19 protein-coding genes and 1 tRNA gene are annotated in these 19,861 nt (G+C 32.5%); 4 read left to right on the top strand and 16 right to left on the bottom strand.

Going from position 1 to position 19,861, the window contains the following annotated elements; all coding sequences use genetic code 11:
* Positions 1-60 precede the first annotated feature (60 nt).
* From scfA to BQ7474_RS03775, 3 genes are all read left to right on the top strand, one after another.
* A complete protein-coding gene (gene scfA, locus BQ7474_RS03785; RefSeq protein WP_073997675.1) occupies positions 61-210 on the top strand; it encodes a six-cysteine ranthipeptide SCIFF in 150 nt (49 codons plus the stop codon).
* Positions 211-287: 77 nt separating this feature from the next.
* Positions 288-1,673, top strand: a complete 1,386-nt coding sequence (gene scfB / locus BQ7474_RS03780; RefSeq protein WP_073997674.1) for a thioether cross-link-forming SCIFF peptide maturase — start codon at positions 288-290, stop codon at positions 1,671-1,673.
* 78 nt (positions 1,674-1,751) lie between these two features.
* Complete coding sequence (locus BQ7474_RS03775) at positions 1,752-2,276, top strand: YtxH domain-containing protein (RefSeq protein ID WP_073997673.1); 525 nt, start codon at positions 1,752-1,754, stop codon at positions 2,274-2,276.
* Here BQ7474_RS03775 and BQ7474_RS03770 read toward each other — a convergent pair.
* From BQ7474_RS03770 to BQ7474_RS03700, 15 genes are all read right to left on the bottom strand, one after another.
* Entirely contained in the window at positions 2,273-2,899 is a 627-nt protein-coding gene (locus BQ7474_RS03770) for a ComF family protein (RefSeq protein ID WP_073998789.1), read from the bottom strand. The genes BQ7474_RS03775 and BQ7474_RS03770 overlap by 4 nt on opposite strands.
* Complete coding sequence (gene recD2 / locus BQ7474_RS03765; RefSeq protein ID WP_073997672.1) at positions 2,892-5,048, bottom strand: SF1B family DNA helicase RecD2; 2,157 nt, start codon at positions 5,046-5,048, stop codon at positions 2,892-2,894. The genes BQ7474_RS03770 and recD2 overlap by 8 nt, the downstream gene beginning before the upstream one ends.
* Positions 5,049-6,326: a UDP-N-acetylglucosamine 1-carboxyvinyltransferase gene (gene murA / locus BQ7474_RS03760; RefSeq protein ID WP_073998788.1), complete on the bottom strand. Its 1,278-nt coding sequence runs from the start codon at positions 6,324-6,326 to the stop codon at positions 5,049-5,051.
* A 10-nt stretch (positions 6,327-6,336) separates the two neighbouring features.
* A complete protein-coding gene (gene upp / locus BQ7474_RS03755; RefSeq protein ID WP_073997671.1) occupies positions 6,337-6,969 on the bottom strand; it encodes a uracil phosphoribosyltransferase in 633 nt (210 codons plus the stop codon).
* 9 nt (positions 6,970-6,978) lie between these two features.
* On the bottom strand, positions 6,979-8,016 hold the full coding sequence (locus BQ7474_RS03750) for an L-threonylcarbamoyladenylate synthase (RefSeq protein ID WP_073997670.1): 1,038 nt from the start codon (positions 8,014-8,016) through the stop codon (positions 6,979-6,981).
* Positions 7,997-8,992 carry a cation diffusion facilitator family transporter gene (locus BQ7474_RS03745; protein ID WP_073997669.1) on the bottom strand — a complete coding sequence of 332 codons (996 nt, stop codon included), beginning with the start codon at positions 8,990-8,992 and terminating at the stop codon, positions 7,997-7,999. Before BQ7474_RS03745 ends, BQ7474_RS03750 begins: the two co-directional genes overlap by 20 nt.
* A 1-nt stretch (position 8,993) precedes the next feature.
* On the bottom strand, positions 8,994-10,064 hold the full coding sequence (prfA, locus tag BQ7474_RS03740; protein ID WP_073997668.1) for a peptide chain release factor 1: 1,071 nt from the start codon (positions 10,062-10,064) through the stop codon (positions 8,994-8,996).
* A gap of 2 nt (positions 10,065-10,066) precedes the next feature.
* Positions 10,067-10,861 (bottom strand): peptide chain release factor N(5)-glutamine methyltransferase, encoded by a 795-nt coding sequence (gene prmC, locus BQ7474_RS03735; RefSeq protein WP_073997667.1) that lies wholly within the window; start codon positions 10,859-10,861, stop codon positions 10,067-10,069.
* A 36-nt stretch (positions 10,862-10,897) separates the two neighbouring features.
* Entirely contained in the window at positions 10,898-11,101 is a 204-nt protein-coding gene (gene rpmE / locus BQ7474_RS03730) for a 50S ribosomal protein L31 (RefSeq protein ID WP_073997666.1), read from the bottom strand.
* 69 nt (positions 11,102-11,170) lie between these two features.
* Positions 11,171-12,475, bottom strand: coding sequence for a transcription termination factor Rho (gene rho, locus BQ7474_RS03725; RefSeq protein ID WP_073997665.1), 1,305 nt, complete (start codon positions 12,473-12,475; stop codon positions 11,171-11,173).
* A 56-nt stretch (positions 12,476-12,531) separates the two neighbouring features.
* Complete coding sequence (gene fba / locus BQ7474_RS03720) at positions 12,532-13,398, bottom strand: class II fructose-1,6-bisphosphate aldolase (RefSeq protein ID WP_073997664.1); 867 nt, start codon at positions 13,396-13,398, stop codon at positions 12,532-12,534.
* Between the two features lie 54 nt (positions 13,399-13,452).
* Positions 13,453-15,165, bottom strand: coding sequence for a proline--tRNA ligase (locus tag BQ7474_RS03715; protein WP_073997663.1), 1,713 nt, complete (start codon positions 15,163-15,165; stop codon positions 13,453-13,455).
* Between the two features lie 8 nt (positions 15,166-15,173).
* Entirely contained in the window at positions 15,174-17,261 is a 2,088-nt protein-coding gene (locus tag BQ7474_RS03710) for a Tex-like N-terminal domain-containing protein (RefSeq protein ID WP_073997662.1), read from the bottom strand.
* A 9-nt stretch (positions 17,262-17,270) separates the two neighbouring features.
* The gene (locus BQ7474_RS03705; RefSeq protein ID WP_073997661.1) at positions 17,271-18,044 is read right to left on the bottom strand and encodes a TraX family protein; all 774 of its coding nucleotides are present in this window, start codon (positions 18,042-18,044) and stop codon (positions 17,271-17,273) included.
* A 7-nt stretch (positions 18,045-18,051) separates the two neighbouring features.
* Positions 18,052-19,248, bottom strand: a complete 1,197-nt coding sequence (locus tag BQ7474_RS03700) for a hypothetical protein (protein WP_073997660.1) — start codon at positions 19,246-19,248, stop codon at positions 18,052-18,054.
* Between the two features lie 104 nt (positions 19,249-19,352).
* Between BQ7474_RS03700 and BQ7474_RS03695 the strand changes: the two genes are divergently transcribed.
* A tRNA-Thr gene (locus BQ7474_RS03695) sits at positions 19,353-19,428 on the top strand.
* Positions 19,429-19,570: 142 nt separating this feature from the next.
* On the opposite strand, the gene BQ7474_RS03690 is transcribed toward BQ7474_RS03695, so the two are convergent.
* Positions 19,571-19,744 carry a ferredoxin family protein gene (locus BQ7474_RS03690; protein ID WP_073997659.1) on the bottom strand — a complete coding sequence of 58 codons (174 nt, stop codon included), beginning with the start codon at positions 19,742-19,744 and terminating at the stop codon, positions 19,571-19,573.
* Between the last annotated feature and the right edge of the window lie 117 nt (positions 19,745-19,861).

The raw sequence follows: 19,861 nt of genomic DNA, 5'->3' as shown, positions 1-19,861 counted from the left end.
CAAATTATCTCATAACTGTTAATATTAATTTGTATAGGAATTATACAAAGGAGTATACATATGAAAAGAATTGTAACTTTAAATACCAGAAATCTTCACAATAGCAAGAAAACTGGTGGATGTGGCGAATGCCAAACATCTTGCCAATCTGCTTGCAAAACAAGCTGTGGAGTAGCTAACCAAGAATGTGTTAGCAAAAAGAATAAATAAGGGATTATCCCTTATTTTTTTCTTTTAAAAACCTAGTGTTTTAGTATAATACTATATATTAAAATTAAGGAGAATTTATGATACACCAATATAAGGCCAAGGGCTTTAATATAGTTTTAGATACATATAGTGGTTCAGTTCATGCAGTAGATGATGTGACCTATCAAATTATCTCAATGTATGAGGAATTCACAAAAGAAGAGATTAAAAATAAATTATCTACATACAATCTTTCTGATGATCAGTTTGAAGAAGCCTATGATGAAGTTAAGGCATTAGAAGAAGAAGGAATGTTATTTACTACAGATAACTTTGCTGACCTATCTATCGATGTCACAAAAAGACCTACAAATGTCAAAGCTATTTGTTTAAATGTAGCTCACACTTGTAACCTGTCTTGTGAATATTGCTTTGCTAAAGGTGGAAAATATCACGGACCTGATGCTATTATGACAGTAGAGACAGCAAAAGATGCTATTGACTTTCTAATTGAAAATTCTGGCAACCATTACAATTTAGATGTCGATTTTTTTGGTGGCGAGCCACTCATGAACTGGGATGTAGTCAAACAAACTGTAGACTATGCCAGGAGTCTAGAAGATGTTTATAACAAACACTTTAACTTCACTCTCACTACCAACGGTATGCTTTTAGATGATGATAAAATCGACTATTTAAATGAAAATATGAAAAATGTAGTCCTATCCCTAGATGGAAGACGTGAAGTTCATGATGAATTCAGAAAAACTATTGGTGGAAAGGGATCATTTGATACCGTAGTTCCAAAATTCCAAAATTTTGTAGAAAAACGTGGCGACAAAGAATACTATATGCGTGGTACTTTTACTGCTAATAATCTTGATTTTACTGAGGATGTCAAAACTTATTTAGATCTTGGTTTTAAGAGAACTTCTCTAGAACCTGTTGTAGGTAACTCAGAGTCAGAATACGCACTAAAAGAAGAAGACTTACCAATCTTATATGAAGAATACGAAAAATTAGCTGATATGATGATCGAAGCTATTGATAAGAACGATGAATTCATCTTCTACCACTATATGATTGACTTAGAAAATGGACCATGTGCACACAAAAGGTTATCAGGTTGCGGATCTGGTACAGAATATATGGCAGTGACCCCTAGCGGTAAATTATATCCTTGCCACCAATTCGTAGGCAATGAGGACTTTATAATAGGTAATCTTAAAGGTGGTATATTAAGAGATGATTTAGTAAATCAGTTTAAGACCTGCAACTGCTACTCAAAAGAAGAGTGCAAATCTTGCTGGGCAAATATGTACTGTTCTGGTGGATGTGCTGCAAACAACTACAACGCAAATGGAGACATCAACCAAATTCACGAGTATTCTTGTAAATTGTTTAGAAAAAGAATTGAAATGGCCATAGCAATTAAAATATATGAGTATATGAACGAAACGGAAAAAGAAAAATCCTTAGCATAATTATAATAAATTCACTACCCAATAATAGACTGAGTAAAAGTCTAATTATTGGGTATTTTATTAGTACGGAGGATAATTATGACTGACGATAAAAAAAGAACCTTTGAAGCCGGAGACAGTAACAATGTTAAAAACCAAGTAAAGGAAACCGGTGAAAGTATAAAAGAATCAATTGATGAGGCAAGCGATGACATCAAAGAAAGTTTTGAAGATACTTCTAAAAAAATAAAAACTAATTTTGATGAGGCAAAAGTTGACGCAAAAGAAGATTTCAACAATGCCAAAAAAGAAGTAGAAAAAAACTTTGATAATATTAAAAATGATGTTGCGGAAGATTTTGAAAACATAAAAAATAAGAAAAACAAAGAATCTTTTGACTACAATAAAGATGAAAATCATGATAATGCAAACAGGACTAGCGCAAGTCAAAGTCCTAATCGTATGAATTCTAGAGAAAAGAAAGCTGTTAAAGCGGAAAAACCATTTTATTCAACATGGTGGTTCTGGGTGCTTATAGTAATTCTATTATTCCTATTATGGAAATATGGCTTTAACAAAGATACTACAACAACAGCGTTCTTAGAAACTCTTTTATATGTTTAATTTAAGCGCTGTTCTGAGGTGATGGCCAAGGCTGTCACCTCTTTTACATTGGAATCTTCCAAAACTTTTGTTATTTCCTTTACGGTATTGCCAGTAGTTATAAGATCATCTATTATTAAAACTGACTTACCTGTCAAATCACCATCAAATTTAAAGGCCCCCTTTAGATTATAAGACCTCTCATCTTTAGAGAGTGTATGTTGAGCCTTCGTGTCACGCTCTTTTTTAAAAGTATTCAAATAGCCAGGTTTAATATCATCAATAAAATAATCACAAATTATCTTTATGTGATCAAATCCCCTATAATTGATAGTCTGTATGGAACTTGGTGAAGGCAGGATATAATCAACTTCAAATAGATTGTGGACCCTAGCATAATCATACAAAATACTAGAAAATACCTTACTAAGGGATGTATTCCTATTGAATTTATAATCAGCAATTAATTTTTTCATTGTATCATTATAAAAATAAACAGCATGAGCTTGGTATTTATCTATCTTAAATTCATTTGCAACATAGTCTAGCTTTTTTAGGCAATCCTCGCATAAAAAATGTGCAACAGCTTTCTTAGATTTGCAATTAAAACAGGTATTCTCGTCGAGAAATAACCAATCAATCATCAATAACATCCCCCATCTCATTTATCCAGTATGATAAATTTGTGTATCTCTTATTGGAAGAATTATTATCAACCATTTTTTTGATAATATTCTTCTCCCCAACTAAAATCACAAGTTTTTTGGCACGTGTTACACCTGTATAAAATAAGTTTCTAGTCAAAAGCATTGGAGCCACCTGCATCATGGGTATAATGACACAATCAAATTCTGATCCCTGAGACTTATGAATTGTTATAGCATAAGATAAATCAAGATCCTTTATATCTTCTTTTTTGTATTTTACAAAAGATCCATCGTAAAATACAACTTCTAGATTCTCATACTCTTGATCAATTTCACTAACAAATCCAATATCACCATTATAGACACCTTCTGTTTCATAAATAGAATTTTCTGGTATAAGATTATAATTATTCCTAATTTGCATAACCTTATCATTCATTTTAAAAATTTGTTTATTTATTTCTAGCTTATCTTTAGATAGGTTTATAGCTTTTTGCATATTTTCATTTATATATGCTGATCCCCACGGAGTTTTCTTACTTGGACAAAGTATTTGTATATCTTTAACCTTGTCTATACCATAAAATTTTGGCAATCTATTGTTTACTAAATCTAATAGTGTATCATTAAAATTATTTCTATTTGCTTCTACAAAAAAGAAGTCCTTGCCTGCTTCATTTAGTATTGGATATTCTCCATTATTAATCCTGTGGGCATTTATAACTATATTAGATTCTCCTGCTTGTCTAAATATTTTTTTTAGCCTTATGGTTTTTATATCAGTTTCGATAATATCTTTTAATACATTCCCTGGTCCAACCGATGGCAATTGGTCGCTATCCCCTACCAAAATAAGGGCCGTATTGGCTGATATAGCAGCAAGTAAGGTCTTCATAAGGTATATATCTACCATACTCATCTCATCTACAATGATATAATCTTTTTCTATAGGATTTTCTTCGTTATATTCAGATATAAGTTCATCAGGTCTTATTCCTATCATCCTATGGATTGTGTAAGCCTCATCATTAGTCGATTCTTGCATTCTTTTTGCTGCACGCCCTGTCGGAGCTAATAGAGCGTAGGTAAGATTATTAGACCTTAATATTGATGTTATGGCTTTTATTATTGTAGTTTTTCCCGTGCCTGGACCACCAGTTATCACTAAGAGCATATTTTTGAAAGCTTCTTTTATGGCAAGTTTCTGTTCATCTGAAAATACTGATAAATCCTCATCAATAGTCACATCAAAGGCATATGGCGTCTTCTTCTTGTAAGAAAGTTCCAAACCAACAGATTTTTCTGCTTTAAATAATGAGTTTTTATAAATAAATTTATGCTCATTTATGATTACATTGTATAATTTTCCCTCAATAGCATCGTCATTTATTTCTTTTACCACTTCTTCTTTTTTTACTCTCAAAAGTTTACTTACATTATCTACTAGATAATCATATTTTAGGGCTGTATGTCCATTAAATTCAGATTCGTAATTTAATATGTAAGATATTCCAGCAGATATCCTAAACTTAGAGTTTGACTTCATCTGCATATTTTGGCCAATATTATCAGCCATTTTGAATCCAATACCTGATATATCTTCCATAAGTTGGTAGGGATTTGTCTTTATAATATCTATAGCATCATTACCATAATGTTTAAAAATCTTCATAGACAAATTATATGATATATTTAGGCCTTGCAAAAATAGCATGGTATTTCTAGAATCTCTAGATTCTTCTGAGGTCATCTTAATATCAGCTATTTTCTTTTTGCCAATACCAGTTATTTCTATTAGCTTATCTGGATTATTGTAGACAATGTCTATAGACTCATCTTTAAATCTATCGTAGATATCTGATGCAGTTTTTTTGCCTATGCCTTTAATATTTGCATTGGCCAAATAATTTATAATGCTAGTTTTACCAGTAGGTTTTTTCAAATTTACTGAATCTACAAGGATTTGTTCACCATATTTATCATGATAGGTAAAGTCGCCTTCAATCTCTAAATTATCTCCAGGCTCAAAAAAGGGCATAGTACCCACACAAGTTATATCAGAATCAGAAGTTTCCACAACAATAATATTGTAGCCATTTTCTTCATTTCTATAAATTATATTTGTAACTATGCCTTCTATTTTCATTTAATCTATTGTTTCTCTCTTAATATCAGCACCAAGCTTAGTAAATTTCTCAACTAGGTTGCTATAACCCCTATCTATGTGATAGATATCAGATATTCTTGTTTGGCCACTAGCTGTAAGTCCTGCCATAACAAGGGCAGCTCCTGCTCTTAAATCTGTTGCTTTTACATCAGCACCATGAAGTTTGTCTACTCCAACAATAGTAGCTCTATTACCACTTGTTGCTATAGCAGCTCCCATTTTATTTAATTGCTCTACATGCATAAATCTGTTTTCAAAAACTGTTTCTTGAATCTTGCTTTCTCCATCGCAGACAGTCATCAATGCCATAAATTGAGCTTGGGCATCTGTAGGAAAACCAGGATATGGTAGAGTTTGAATATTAGTTGGCTTTAGCTTTTGATTTGCTGAAACCTTAATAATATCTTCTTCTTCAATTTCTTCTACGCTAGCACCCATTTCAATAAGCTTTGCTATTACCGGCCTGATATGTGATCCAATCACGTTTTTGATTGTAACATCACCTTTAGTCATCACAGCTGCTAGCATATAGCTTGCAGCTTCAATCCTATCTGGAATGATAGTATGACTTGTACCAGTAAGTTTTTCTACACCCTCTATTACTATAGTTGATGTTCCAGCTCCCTTAATCTTTGCTCCCATTTTTGAAAGGAAAGATGCAAGATCTACAATTTCTGGTTCTTTAGCAGCATTTTCTATGATGGTTTCGCCCTTAGCAAGGCAGGCTGCCATCATTATGTTTTGTGTGGCACCTACAGATGGGAAGTCCAGATAAATTTCATTACCAATAAGTTCTCCATTGGTTGTTATTGATATAGCTTCATCATTTACTAAAGCATGAGCTCCTAAAGCTTCAAATCCCTTTAGATGAAGGTCTATAGGTCTAGCGCCAATATTACAGCCTCCAGGAGCTTTGGTGTGGGCTTCTTTAAACCTTGATAACAATGGTCCCATTACGACAAATGAGGCTCTCATCTTATCCATAAGTTCAAAAGGAGTTTCGCAAGTGTTTATGCCTGATGAATCAATTCTTAAGGATTCATCTCCTATATATTCAACCTTACTACCCAGATGTCTTAATACCTCTATCATTATCTCAACATCTTTTAGCTTAGGAACACCATCTAGAATTATCTCTTCAGTACCCAAGACACAAGCGGCAAGTATTGGCAAGGCAGAATTTTTAGCTCCTGATATAAGAACTTCCCCTCTTAATGGTCCACCACCGTTTATAAGCAAAATCTCTTTTTTATCCATTATTTTTCCTTTATTTTGTACCAAATAGTCTATCTCCTGCATCTCCAAGGCCAGGTACAATGTAACTATTTTCATTTAATCCTTCATCAAGTTGTGCAACAGTGATTTCAACATCAGGATGCGCTTCTCTTAATTTTTCTATTCCTTCTGGAGCTGCTATTATACTAAGTAATCTTATACTATTGCAGCCCTTAGCTTTTAAATTGTCTATTGCATCACAAGCTGATCCACCTGTTGCAAGCATTGGATCAATGACAATAATATCTCTTTTCTCAACATCTAATGGTAATTTTGAATAATATTCAACTGGGTTTAGAGTCTCTTCATCCCTGTACATGCCTATATGTCCAATTTTAGCTGCAGGAAATACTTCCAAGACACCATCAACCATGCCAAGACCAGCTCTTAATATTGGCACTATACCAAGTTTCTTGCCAGAAAGCTTATATCCAGTTGTTTTTGTAATTGGAGTTTCAACTTCGTACTCTTCAAGTTCTAAATCTTTTGTAGCTTCATATGCTAGAATCATAGCTATCTCTTTTATAATAGATCTAAATTCATTTGATCCTGTATTTATATCTCTAAGAATAGATATCTTGTGTTTAATTACCGGATGGTCCAAAATTTTTACATGTTCTTGCATTAATTTCTCCTATACATAGTTTACATTAAAAGATGCTGACTTCTTCATTCTATTCATTATACTCTTACCCAAGCCTTCTTCACTTACACCCTCAGCTAGAATTAAATCAACATTTTCATCATCCATCAATCTAAGCGATGTAAATAAAACATGGGACATATATGTCAAATCGTATCTATTACCAAGACTAATAAGCTTAAAATCTTTAAACTTACTTAATTGGTCTTCAAATACGAGTACACCTACCTTTTTACCCTTACTCTTCTCATCTAAAGCCTTCTTTAGAATTTCATCAGAAGCTTTTTCTCCTACAAAAATTTCCATCTTTGCTTTTGGAGCGTAGTGGGTATATTTTTGACCTGGAGATTTTGGTATTTTTTTGCTATCTACTATTGAATCATCAAGTCTTACATTTGGTAAAATATCTTTGATATACTCGTAAGTATAAAAGCCTGGTCTAAGTATAGTTGGTACTTCTTCGCTAAGATCTATTACCGTTGATTCTATGCCTATATCACAAGCTCCACCATCAATTATAAGTGGTATCTTGCCATTAAGGTCTTGGTATACATCAATAGCTCTAGTAGGTGAAGGCTTGCCTGACAAATTAGCACTAGGAGCAGCAATTGGAGTATTTGCCGCACTTATTAGAGCTAGCGCTATTTCATCTTTGGGATATCTGATTGCAACTGTATCAAGCCCTGCTGTAACTGCACTAGGAACCTTATCAGATTTTTTAAAGATAATAGTAAGAGGTCCCGGCCAGCAACTTTCCATTAATTTTTTGCTTTCTTCATTTATCTCATCAGTTAAATTATATAACATAGATATATTAGAAATATGTAAAATCAGTGGATTGTCATTTGGTCTACCCTTAGCTTCAAAGATGTGCTTGCACGCTTCATCGTTTAAGCCATCGGCACCAAGACCATAAACAGTTTCAGTAGGAAAAGCTACTAAAGAGCCTTCATTGATGATTTTGCCTGCATTATTTATAATTTTATTGTCAATATTTTTTCGATCTATTTTAGAAATCGTCGTATTCATTTATTGCCTGTTTTTCTAATTGTTCAATTTCTTTTCTTAAGTTGTCATTAAAAGTTAGTGAATAGGTTGGATCTAAATGTACATTCAGTCTAATTCCTGTTTCTTTTTCTACTTCTTTTTGTATGTCAGTTATTAATTGATGGGCTGCTAAAAGTGAAATATTTTGTGCTATTTCAACATCAACAGTTCCATCCAAATGACCTTTGCCATAATCGTGTATTTCTAACCCATGATAACCAACTATAAAATGATTATCCATAAGCATATTCCCAAGCTTTTTCTCAACTTCTGGGCTAAGTCTTTGGCCTAGTAGATAGTTCATTGTATCCCTAAACATATTAAATCCTGGCATAAATACTGCTCCGGATAGGATAACACCTGCTAAGGCATCTAGGTTAAAGTTTATATATTTTTGTAGGTACAAAGATACAATTATTGCAAGAGTTGATAATATGTCATTCCTTGAATCTATCATTACTCCCAAGTTCAGTTCAGAATCAAGATTTCTATATAGTCTTCTATTTAAAAAATATATATAGATTTTCGCCAATATACTTATGATAAGTACTCCCATAGTTAGCAAGTTAATTGAAACTATGTTATCTTCCTTAAATTTTCCCAATGAATTTATAAGCAAAGAAAATCCAACATACATTATTAGTATACTTACTAGAAGGGTGATGAGGGCTTCTCCCCTACCATAGCCGTGAGGATGTTCTTTATCAGCTGGCTTTCTACTTATTTTTGCCCCCACAAAAGCCATTATAGCTACAATTGTATCTGATAAATTGTTGAAACCATCGTTAATAATTGCAGCAGAGTTTACTATTACCCCTACTATTAATTTACCTGCACTAAGCAAGACATTAATTACTATCGATATTATAGATGAGAGAGAAATCAGGGCCAATCTAGTGTGTGGATTATCCTCATTCTTATAATCATCTACAAATTTACTAGCTAATAGATTAAACAATTTATTCACCTATGTGTTCTAGTTTTCTAGTTTGATCTTCAGTTGTTAATGCATCAATCATTTCTTCAATATTGCCATTCAAAAAGTCTTCTAGTTGGTAGATGGTTTTATTGATTCTATGATCTGTAATCCTACCTTGAGGGAAGTTATAGGTCCTAATTCTTTCAGACCTGTCACCTGTTCCGACTTGAGATTTTCTGTTATCAGCAATTTCTTTGTTTCTTTTTTCTTCTTCTATCTCATAAAGGCGAGCTCTCAATACCCTCATTGCTTTTTCTTTGTTTTTAATCTGACTTTTCTCATCTTGACAGGTTACAACGAGACCTGTTGGCTCGTGAGTTAGTCTTACTGCAGAGTCTGTTGTATTTACAGATTGACCACCATTACCAGAAGACCTATAAACGTCTACCCTTATATCATTTGGATCAAGTTTTATATCAACTTCATCAACTTCTGGCATTACTGCTACTGTTGCTGTAGATGTGTGGATTCGACCACCAGATTCTGTTTCTGGTACACGTTGGACCCTGTGAACACCTGATTCATATTTTAGTTTTGAGTAGGCACCTTCACCTTTTACAACAAAGGTTGCTTCCTTTATGCCCCCTACTCCCTGGGTAGTCACATCAATCTCTTCGGTTTTAAAGCCTGCTTTATCAGCATACATATTGTACATTCTGTACAAATCCCCTGCAAAAAGACCTGCTTCATCTCCACCCGCTCCTGGTCTAATCTCTACGATAACGTCTTTTGTATCGTTAGGATCTTTAGGAATTAGTAGAATCTTCATCTCTTCATTATAAACTTCCAGGTTTTTCTTTTCTTCGTTGATTTGCTCTTTTAACATTTCAAGCATTTCTTCATCATTAGTTTCTTCTAGCAATTCTTGGTTTTCCTCAATGGTTGCTTCAGAATTTAAGATATCCTCGTATTTTTCAACTACTGGTTTAAGTGAATTGTATTCTCTAGATATCTTTGTGTATTTTTCAATGTCAGAAATAATTTCTGGATCTGCAAGTTTTAACTCGAGGTCTTTAAAATTTTCTCTAATATGATCTAAATTTTCGAACATAATTATCCTTTCTGGGCAATGATAAACCTATCAAACCCATTAAAATCTTTCAAATTTATTATATTTTTAAAATCAGATTTGACCAATAGTTCATTTATTGGAGCCTTTTGATCATATCCAATTTCAAAAATTAAGTGTGCATTATTATTCAAATAATCACTAGCTTGGTGAATAATTTTTTTATAGAAATACAGACCATCTTTTCCACCATACAAGGCTAACTTTGGCTCATGGTATAACTTTTTATCCAAGGCAAGATAATCCTTTTCGTTAATATAGGGAGGATTTGAAACTATAATATCAAATGTATCGCTTATATTATCAAACAAATCACTCTTTATAAAATTAACATTAGTAAGGTTCAAATTATCTTTATTTTCATTACAAAGACTTAGTGCATCTTCACTAATATCTACTCCAAGTACTAGCGAATCAGGCAGATTCTTCCCTAAGCTTAGGCTTATGGCACCAGATCCTGATCCTATGTCCAAGATTTTATCTTTTTTAAAATCAGATTTTATTATATAGTCGACTATAATCTCAGTTTCAAACCTAGGTATTAAAGCTCTCTTGTCGACTATTAAACTTATATTTAAAAACTCCCAATACCCTAAGGCATATTGCAAGGGGATTCCATTATTGAGATCTCCTTCTATGGATAAAATCTTATCTTCTAAATCACTTGTTAATTGAGATTCTGGGTTTAAATATAAGTATGATTTTGACTTATCCATTAGATATGATAATCCTATTATTAAATCATCATTTGCCTTGTTTATAACATCTTTTACTTTCATTATGCATACAAAAATAAGGTTAGTTTCCTAACCTTATTATTTTCTACCGTATCTTCTGTTAAATTTCTCTACGTTACCACCACGTTCAGCTGTTCTTTGTTTACCTGAGTAGAATGGATGGCAATTGTTGCAAACTTCTACTTTTATTTCTTCTTCTGTAGATCCAACAGTAAACTCATTACCGCAAGAAATACATGTTACTTTAGCTTCGTGGTATTCTGGATGTAATTCTTTTTTCATATAAACACCTCTATCTTCTTCATTCAATAAGCATTTAAGATTATACCATGTATAAAGCTTATAATCAAGTTAAAGTGTTCTATTTATAAAATCTACAAATTTATCATTAGAATCGGTTTTTTTCATAAAGTCAATGAGCTCAATAATTGATCCTGTCTTATCTAATTCTGATTTTCTAAGCTTATATACTGCCTCTAATTCTTCCTTATTTAGTAGTAAGTCTTCCCTTCTAGTAGATGATTTTTCTATATTTATAGCCGGGAAGATTCTCCTATCAGATAATCTTCTATCAAGGTGGACTTCCATATTACCAGTTCCTTTAAATTCCTCAAAAATGAGGTCATCCATTCTAGAGCCAGTATCAATTAGGGCTGTCGCAAGTATTGTAAGAGATCCACCACCTTCAATATTTCTTGCCGCACCAAAAAATTGTTTTGGCCCAACAAGAGCCATTGGGTCAAGTCCACCAGATAAAGTTTTGCCTGACTGAGGAGTTACTATGTTATAAGCTCTTGTAAGCCTTGTTATAGAGTCAAGTAGAATTACAACGTCCTTTTTATCTTCTACAAACCTCTTAGCTCTTTCCAAAATCATATCTGCAATATCTACGTGATTTTGTGGATGCATATCAAATGTTGATGAGGCAACTTCTGTTCTCATATAATCGTTTGAAGGATCCCTGTATTCATTTACAAATCTAATAAAGTCTGTAACTTCCTCTGGTCTTTCGTCAATTAAGAGTACAAAAATTTTTACATCATCATAGTTTTTCTCAATTGATCTTTCTATTTCTTTAATTAAGGTTGTCTTTCCTGCCTTAGGTTGAGAAACTATCAGACCTCTTTGTCCCTTGCCTATAGGAGATATGATGTCAATAATTCTGCCTGATAAACTATCTTTAGATCTTTCTAATTGTAATCTTTCATCTGGATATATAGGTGTTAAGTCTTCAAAACTTATTCTATTAAAGGCTTCGCCAGGTTTTATACCATTTACATCTGTTACAAATATTAATGGAGCAAATTTATCTTTGTCATGTTTTTCACGGGCGATTCCTCTTATGTAATCTCCTGTTTTTAGTCTAAACATCTTTATTTGCTTAGGAGGTACATATATATCATCGTCACCTTGCTCATAAAGGTCAGATCTTAGGAATCCATAACCATCTGGTAAGATTTCTAGCACACCCTCACAATCAAACTTAGCTCCCAGATCATTGTCTTGTTTTTCTTTTTTATCTTCTTCATTTTCTTTTTGAGCTTGCTCGATTAGTTTTATTAATTCATCTTTTTTATATTTAGTAACTGAAGAGATTTCTAATTCTTTGGCAATTTCTCTCAGTTCAGCTACTGTATTTTCTTGGTAATTTGTCATATATTCCTTAATAGAAATAAAGGACCCAAAGGCCCTTTACTTTAAATCTTTTTTTACTATTTATTAGCAGAGCCTTCTGAACCCATCATAGCTATTTTTTCATAAACAACTTCTTTGATAGCCTTTGTTCCTGGTGCTAGTAGTTTTCTTGGATCAAAGCCTTTACCTTGTTGGTCTTTGCCTTCTTCGATGTATTTTCGAGTTTCTTTAGCAAAAGCTATTTGACATTCTGTATTTACATTGATCTTTGAAACACCAAGTTCTATGGCCTTTTTAACTTGATCTTCAGGTATACCTGTACCACCGTGAAGTACGATTGGCATATTTACTGCATCAGAAATTTCTTTTAATCTATCAAAGTTTAATCCTTTCCAATTTTCTGGATAAACTCCGTGAATATTACCTATACCTGCAGCTAAGAAGTCAATACCACAAGAAGCTATCTTCTTACATTCTTCTACATCTGCAAGTTCTCCTTCGCTTGCTACGCCATCTTCTTCTCCACCGATGCCACCAACCTCTGCTTCTACAGAAATGTTTTTAGCATGAGCAAGTTCTACTATTTCACGAGTTTTTTCAAGGTTTTCATCAAGTGGAAGGCTTGATCCATCAAACATTACTGAAGTAAATCCTGCTTCTATACAAGATTTTGCGCCTTCATATGTTCCATGGTCTAGGTGTATGGCAACTGGAACAGTTATGTTTAACTCATCGTGCATAGCACGAACTAGGTCAGCTACTACTCTAAATCCACCCATGTATTTTGCAGCACCTTCAGATGATGCTATGATAACAGCAGTTTGTTTTTCTTCTGCTGCTTCAAGGATTGCTCTAGTCCATTCTAGGTTATTTGTGTTGAAATGTCCTATAGCATATCCATTTTCATAAGCTTTGTCTAAGAATTCTTTTGCATTAACTATCATTATTTTCTCCTTATAATTTAAATAAGTTTCTTTACTACTAAGATGATACCCTTTTTATCTTGCCAAGTCTTCTCTTACAGATGAAATAACTTCTTCTATAGCTTTTGATTTATCAATCTTTTCAATTTGCATTTCTTTTCTTGTAGAATATTCAACTACATTATCTTTTGCATCTTTTCCTACAGTTATCCTATATGGAATACCTATGAGATCTCGGTCGTTGAATTTAACTCCAGCTCTTTCTTTTCTATCATCAAGGAGAACATCTATACCTTTTTTCCTTAATTCTTGGTAAATTTCTTCTCCAAGCCTCATTTGATTTTCATCATTAATATTTATGATAGTAATCATAGCTTCAAATGGTGCTACAGATGTTGGCCATATTATTCCTTTTTCATCATAATTTTGTTCAACAATAGCTGAAATTGATCTTGATATACCTATACCATAGCTACCCATAATAAATGGTTGTTGTTTGCCATTTTCATCTAGGAAATATGCTTCTAGACTCTCAGAATACTTAGTACCTAATTGGAAAATATTGCCCACTTCTATACCACGAGCAGATTTTAATATACCCGTTTCATCATAGGCCATATCACCTTCCTTGGCTGTAAGTAGGTCTTCTACAACTTCACCTTCAAAATCTCTAGCAAAATTTGCATTTATATAGTGGTGATCAGTTTTATTTGCACCTATTACAACATTGTTTATTTTTGTTATAGATTCATCAACAAGTACTCTCACATCTTCTAAGCCAATAGGTCCTGTAAATCCTGCTTTTGCTCCTGTGATCTTCTCTATGGTTTCATCATCCATCATCTCAATATCGTGTTCAGCAACCTTTAAATATGACAAAAGTTTTGCTTCATTTAATTCGCGATCACCAGGAATCACTACAAAGATCGGCTCATTTTTTACCATCAAGTCGACTACTTTCGCAAATTTATTAGATGGAATTGCTAAGAATTCACTAACTTCTTCTATAGTAGTTACATTTGGTGTTTCTACAAGTTCAAGCTCTTTTAAATCTTCTACTATAGGTTCAAATTTAAAGCGAGCCTTCTCATCAGTAGCGGCATAGTCAGAATTTTCAGTAAAGAAAATCACTCCTTCACCTGTTTCTGCTAGTGCTATGAATTCATGGGACATTCTTCCACCCATTGAACCAGTGTCACCTTCTACAATCTTGTAATCAAGACCCATCTTATCAAAAGCCTCTACATAGGCATCCCACATCAATTGGTAGGATTCTTCCAAGCCTTTTTGATCTTTGTCAAAAGAATAAGCATCTTTCATCAAGAAGTCACGGCTTCTGTTGATACCAAATCTAGGTCTTTTTTCATCCCTAAATTTATCTACTATTTGATATAAATTTAATGGAAGTTGCTTGTAAGAATTTAGTTCGTTTTTAACTAAATCTGTTAGAGCTTCTTCTGCTGTAGGTCCTAGGGCGTACTCTCTTTCGTTCCTATCTTTTATCTTGAACATTTCTGGACCAAAAGTATCCCAACGTCCACTTTTCTCCCAAATTTCTTTATCTTGTAATATAGATGTAGAAATTTCTATAGAATCATGTCCATCCATAGCTTCCTTTACTATGTCTATGATCTTATTTTTAACTTTTTGTCCTAATGGTAGGAATGAATAGATACCACTAGCTTGTTTTCTAATAAACGCTCCTCTTACTAAGAGCTTATGGCTTGCTGTCTCTGCATCAACTGGGTCTTCCCTTAGTGTTGGCATATAATACTTTGATAATCTCATAATTCTCCTTAATTAATATCCTTCATGGATAAACCAATTCTTTCTCTTTTTTTATCTATCTCTATTATTCTTACTCTTACAATTTCTGAATTAGTTAAAACTTCATTTGGGTCTTTGATGAATTTATTGCTGATATTTGAAATATGGACTAGTCCATCAATTCCAACTCCTATATCTACAAAAGCCCCAAAATCTGTTATATTTCTAACCTTACCTGTAAGTTCATCCCCTATTTTCAAATCGTCAATGGTCATTATTTCTGATTTAGTGAGGATTTCTGGATTATCTTCCCTAGGGTCTCTTCCAGGCTTTTTAAGCTCACTTACTATATCTTCTAAAGTCGGCCTTCCAACTTCCAATTTTTCAGCAAGCTTTTCTATATCAATTTCGTTTAAATCTAAGTCTTTAACCTTTTTTGCTATCTTGTAACTTTCAGGATGGACACCTGTATTATCTAGAAGTTCTGGTGAATCAGGAAATCTCAAAAATCCTGCTGCAAGTTTAAATGTTTTATCTCCAAGACCCTTAACTTTTTTCAAATCTTTTCTATAGACTAGATTTCCTTCTTTAAACTCGTCCTCTATACGTTTTGCAATTGTTAAGTTAAGACCAGATACATATGACAATAGCTTGTATGAGGCATTATTAATAGTAACTCCAACTTCATTTACTGCATCTTCTACAACTTTTGAGAGCTCTTCATCAAGCTTTTTCTCGTTAATATCGTGTTGGTATTGGCCTACACCAATATGTTTCGGCTCAATTTTTACAAGTTCTGCCATAGGATCTTGGAGTCGTCTGGCCATGGATATAGCTCCACGGATAGTTACATCAAGGTCTGGAAATTCTTCTTCACCAAGACTTGATGCAGAATATACAGAAGCCCCCGCCTCGTTTACTACAGCATACGCTATATCTTTATCTATTTCTTCTAATAACTTATTTACAAAAACTTCTGTTTCCCTACTAGCAGTTGCATTTCCCAAAGCTATTAGAGTAACATCATACTTTTCTATTAAGCTTTTCAATATAGCAATAGATTCTTTTTCTTTCTTGTGGGGTGTGACTGGGTAAATAACAGCTTGGTCTAAGTATTTACCATTTTGGTCAACTACTGCTACCTTACAACCTGTCCTATAGCCAGGATCAAGTCCCATTACATTTTTCCCTTTTATAGGTCTTTGTAATAAATAAGGTTTTAAGTTATTCGAAAATACCTTTATAGATTCATCTTCTGCATTCTCTGTAAGGAAATTTCTAAGCTCTGTTGTTATAGATGGCAATATCAATCTCTTATATGCATCATCAATAGACTTATCAAGCAGTGATTTTTGGTAGTCATTATTTACTTCATATAAGTTGCTGATTAATTTCTTGTTATAATCATCTGAAAACTCAACTTTTATAACAAGAGCGCCTTCCTTTTCAGCACGATTTAAGGCTAAGATTTGATAAGACTTCATATCTTTTAGTTTTTTAGAAAAATCATAATAAGTTTGGTAAAGATTTTCGGGATCTTCTTTTTCACTTGCAATTATTCTTGCTCTTATCATTCCATCACGTCTTGTAATATTTCTAGCATCTATATTGTTAGAAATATCTTCAGCCATAATGTCAAGAGCTTTTTCAATAGCTAGCTCAGAATTTTCCACATCATCATTTATAAAATCTTTGGCAGCGTTTAATGCATCTTCTTGATCTTTAGCTTCGGAAAATAAATACTTATATAAGTCTTCAAGACCAATCTCCCTTGCAACATCAGCCCTTGTCTTTCTTTTTTTCTTATAAGGGCTATAGATATCTTCTAGCAAAGTTAGAGAATTAGTAGATAGGATTTGCTCCTTAAGCTCTTCTGTAAGCTTGTCTTGAGATTCTATAGAATTTATTATTTCCTCTTGTCTTTTCTCAACATTTCTGAGTTTATTAAGGTTCTTTTCAATTTCTCTAATTTCAACGTCAGTTAAATTTCCAGTTTTTTCTTTTCTATATCTTGCAATAAAGGCTACTGTAGAACCTTCATCTAGTAAGTCTCTAACACTTTTAATTTTTTCTTCTTCTAGATTTAATTGCTCTGATAAAATATGTATTATATCCATAATTTCCTTTTATAAAATTAATAGTTTCAACAAATAAATTACTAATAAATGAGCTGGATAAAAAATATAAAAAGCCCATTTATTTTGTTTCCCTCTTTTTCCGTTATATAACATAATTAAGGGGATAGCTAAATATACAAATCCATAACTAATTGGTATAACAGATCCCCATACTTCAAATTCAAACAAAAATCCTATCATCAAGGCTAAAGCACTTAATATTTTATTATTTCTTGCCAAATATATTAAAACTATAGCTACTACACCCATGGATGAATAATCTGTCCTTAATAATGCGGCCAAGTACATTGCAGCTATAGTTATTAAAATAATACCGACAATATTTATTATAATGTTTTCATCTCGCTTTAAAAGCTTGTCAATCAAAAAAATAGCAAAAGCTGCAATTAAGATTGTAAATATAACATTCTGTCCATATAAGTAAAAAGGCTTTTCGTAAAATGCTAAATCATAAGGAACTTCAGCGACCAATGCAAAAGCTAAAAGTCTAAAAAAATATTTCTTATAGTTTTTTGTGTAAATTATAGCTTGGACAGTAAAAAAGCAAAATATTGGCATGGCTATTCTGCCGATAAAAACAAAAATATCAGCCATAAACCAATATTCTTCGCCCATGTTATACATTAAATTCGTTTGGGCAAGATGAGATAAGAGCATAGTAAAAATAGCTATCCATTTTAGATGGGCTGCACTTAAATACGACCTATCTCTATTCCAAATTCTATTATATTCTTCTAAAGAATTTACCTTTAGTATATCCATAAAACTCCTAGTTACCAGTTATGAAATTTATCTTATATTTTGGAAAATTCATACTAATAATCTTTCCCCCAACATTAGCATAGTCACTCTCATCTATGTCATATACATTTGACGGATCAAAAAATATTATCTTATTGTTAGGGGCTTTCGATGGCGCTACTTCAAGTTCAAATTTATATCTATCCTTATCCTTAGAGTAAAGTAAAAGTATATCAATAAATCTACCATAGTCATATTCATTCACAGTCTCAAATTCTAAATCGATTTTATATTCGTTTTCTTCGTGAATTTTCAAAATCGGCCTCTTACTTTCATAGCTAGTTACTTCCCCACTTCTAAGGTCAGTAATAGACATAACCGTTATATTTTTACTATCTTCAAAATCTCCAGATACAAGTTTGATTATATCAGTATTTGAAAGTTTGTTAGTAGCTGGACTTCCATGAAATTCATTTTTTGAGCTAGGAACTTTTACAAATTTATAATCATTTGCGTTTAAGTGAGAACTGTTAGATTTTTTTGGCTTTTCATATATCTTGATAGTTTCATCACCATCATCATCTATATCAGAAAATTTCCTCGTTCTTCTACCTTGATTCTTTGAATTGGTTTTATTTTCTAGCTTCTCGTCCTCATCCAAAAACTCTTGAATTTCTTTAAAATCCATCCTATCTTTTAAGATAAAATTATCTTTGCTAGATAAGTATTTTGATGTAGAATAGACAGTTTTTATGGTCATATAAATAAAACTAATAGAAGTTAGAATAGTTAATATATTTTTTGGAATTATATCATTATAGTTAAACAAGTTAATTACAAGCATCAAAACAAAGGGCATAACCCCAGTGAATTTAAGAAAATCTTTAAACTTAGAATTTTCATTCGTCTCAGATTTTCTCGCGTTATTATTAATTCTTATTGACATCTTTAACACTTTTAAGAAAAATATTATAAAACCAAGAATATAAAGACCAGTTACAGCATTATATAACCAAGCTATCTGACCATAAAGGTCAAAAGGAAGCATCTTAATTGCATAATCGATAGCAAAAGCCAAAACAAGCACAAAGAGTCCTGCTTTTCTAAATGTTTTGGACACTAAAAAAATAAGCAAGTTTAAAATAATTATTGCAAGTGGGACTAGTGCTATTTTATAATCTGTTGATAAAGTCTGTAATTGTCTAAGAATAAATGATAAATCCATAGTAACTCCTTTTATAATTATATCAAATTAGAAATTACATACAAATATTTTTTTAAAAACCAACTTTGATTATTTCAATATATCAGTATAATATCCTATTATAAGCTTCAATAGCTCAATTGGCAGAGCAACGGTATCGTAAACCGTAAGTTGCAGGTTCAATTCCTGTTTGAAGCTCCAAAGAATTTTAAAAGACCTAGATGCTTCATATAAATAGCTTATCTAAGTCTTTTTTGTTTGTTATCAAAAATATTATTATATTTACAAAAAACTACCAAGACAAGCTTGGTAGTTTTTAATATGTCAAATTTTTATGTACTTTTTATTCTGGATCAATTGCGTCTACTGGACAAACAGAAGCACAAGTTCCACAATCAATACATGTATCTGCTTCGATTACATAAGCATCATCTCCAGCTGAGATTGCGTCTACTGGACATTCACCTGCACATGTTCCACATGAAATGCATGTATCTGCGTCTATTACGTAAGCCATTATTTTACCTCCTAATGTTTTACTAATATGAGTATACATTATTAATTCAAAAATGTCAACTAAAAGCTAATATTTATACTTAAAACGGCTAAATTTCGATAAATTATACAAAATGAT

The sequence above is a fragment of the Anaerococcus urinomassiliensis genome (assembly GCF_900128425.1).
GTDB lineage: Bacteria > Bacillota > Clostridia > Tissierellales > Peptoniphilaceae > Anaerococcus > Anaerococcus urinomassiliensis.
The sequence above is the reverse complement of the archived record's forward strand: the minus strand, read 5'-3'. Positions and strand labels throughout refer to the sequence as shown.

What these genes read in the sequence shown, in the direction of transcription:
- recD2 (WP_073997672.1), bottom strand. Translation starts at nt 5,048, where the DNA reads ATGAAAATAGAAGGCATAGTTACAAATATAATTTATAGAAATGAAGAA.
- murA (WP_073998788.1), bottom strand. Translation starts at nt 6,326, where the DNA reads ATGGATAAAAAAGAGATTTTGCTTATAAACGGTGGTGGACCATTAAGA.
- scfA (WP_073997675.1), top strand. Translation starts at nt 61, where the DNA reads ATGAAAAGAATTGTAACTTTAAATACCAGAAATCTTCACAATAGCAAG.
- prmC (WP_073997667.1), bottom strand. Translation starts at nt 10,861, where the DNA reads ATGAAAGTAAAAGATGTTATAAACAAGGCAAATGATGATTTAATAATA.
- scfB (WP_073997674.1), top strand. Translation starts at nt 288, where the DNA reads ATGATACACCAATATAAGGCCAAGGGCTTTAATATAGTTTTAGATACA.
- rpmE (WP_073997666.1), bottom strand. Translation starts at nt 11,101, where the DNA reads ATGAAAAAAGAATTACATCCAGAATACCACGAAGCTAAAGTAACATGT.
- rho (WP_073997665.1), bottom strand. Translation starts at nt 12,475, where the DNA reads ATGACAAATTACCAAGAAAATACAGTAGCTGAACTGAGAGAAATTGCC.
- prfA (WP_073997668.1), bottom strand. Translation starts at nt 10,064, where the DNA reads ATGTTCGAAAATTTAGATCATATTAGAGAAAATTTTAAAGACCTCGAG.
- BQ7474_RS03715 (WP_073997663.1), bottom strand. Translation starts at nt 15,165, where the DNA reads ATGAGATTATCAAAGTATTATATGCCAACACTAAGGGAAGACCCAGTT.
- BQ7474_RS03775 (WP_073997673.1), top strand. Translation starts at nt 1,752, where the DNA reads ATGACTGACGATAAAAAAAGAACCTTTGAAGCCGGAGACAGTAACAAT.
- upp (WP_073997671.1), bottom strand. Translation starts at nt 6,969, where the DNA reads ATGCAAGAACATGTAAAAATTTTGGACCATCCGGTAATTAAACACAAG.
- BQ7474_RS03690 (WP_073997659.1), bottom strand. Translation starts at nt 19,744, where the DNA reads ATGGCTTACGTAATAGACGCAGATACATGCATTTCATGTGGAACATGT.
- BQ7474_RS03770 (WP_073998789.1), bottom strand. Translation starts at nt 2,899, where the DNA reads ATGATTGATTGGTTATTTCTCGACGAGAATACCTGTTTTAATTGCAAA.
- BQ7474_RS03750 (WP_073997670.1), bottom strand. Translation starts at nt 8,016, where the DNA reads ATGAATACGACGATTTCTAAAATAGATCGAAAAAATATTGACAATAAA.
- BQ7474_RS03705 (WP_073997661.1), bottom strand. Translation starts at nt 18,044, where the DNA reads ATGGATATACTAAAGGTAAATTCTTTAGAAGAATATAATAGAATTTGG.
- BQ7474_RS03710 (WP_073997662.1), bottom strand. Translation starts at nt 17,261, where the DNA reads ATGGATATAATACATATTTTATCAGAGCAATTAAATCTAGAAGAAGAA.
- BQ7474_RS03700 (WP_073997660.1), bottom strand. Translation starts at nt 19,248, where the DNA reads ATGGATTTATCATTTATTCTTAGACAATTACAGACTTTATCAACAGAT.
- fba (WP_073997664.1), bottom strand. Translation starts at nt 13,398, where the DNA reads ATGATAGTTAATGCAAAAGAATTCTTAGACAAAGCTTATGAAAATGGA.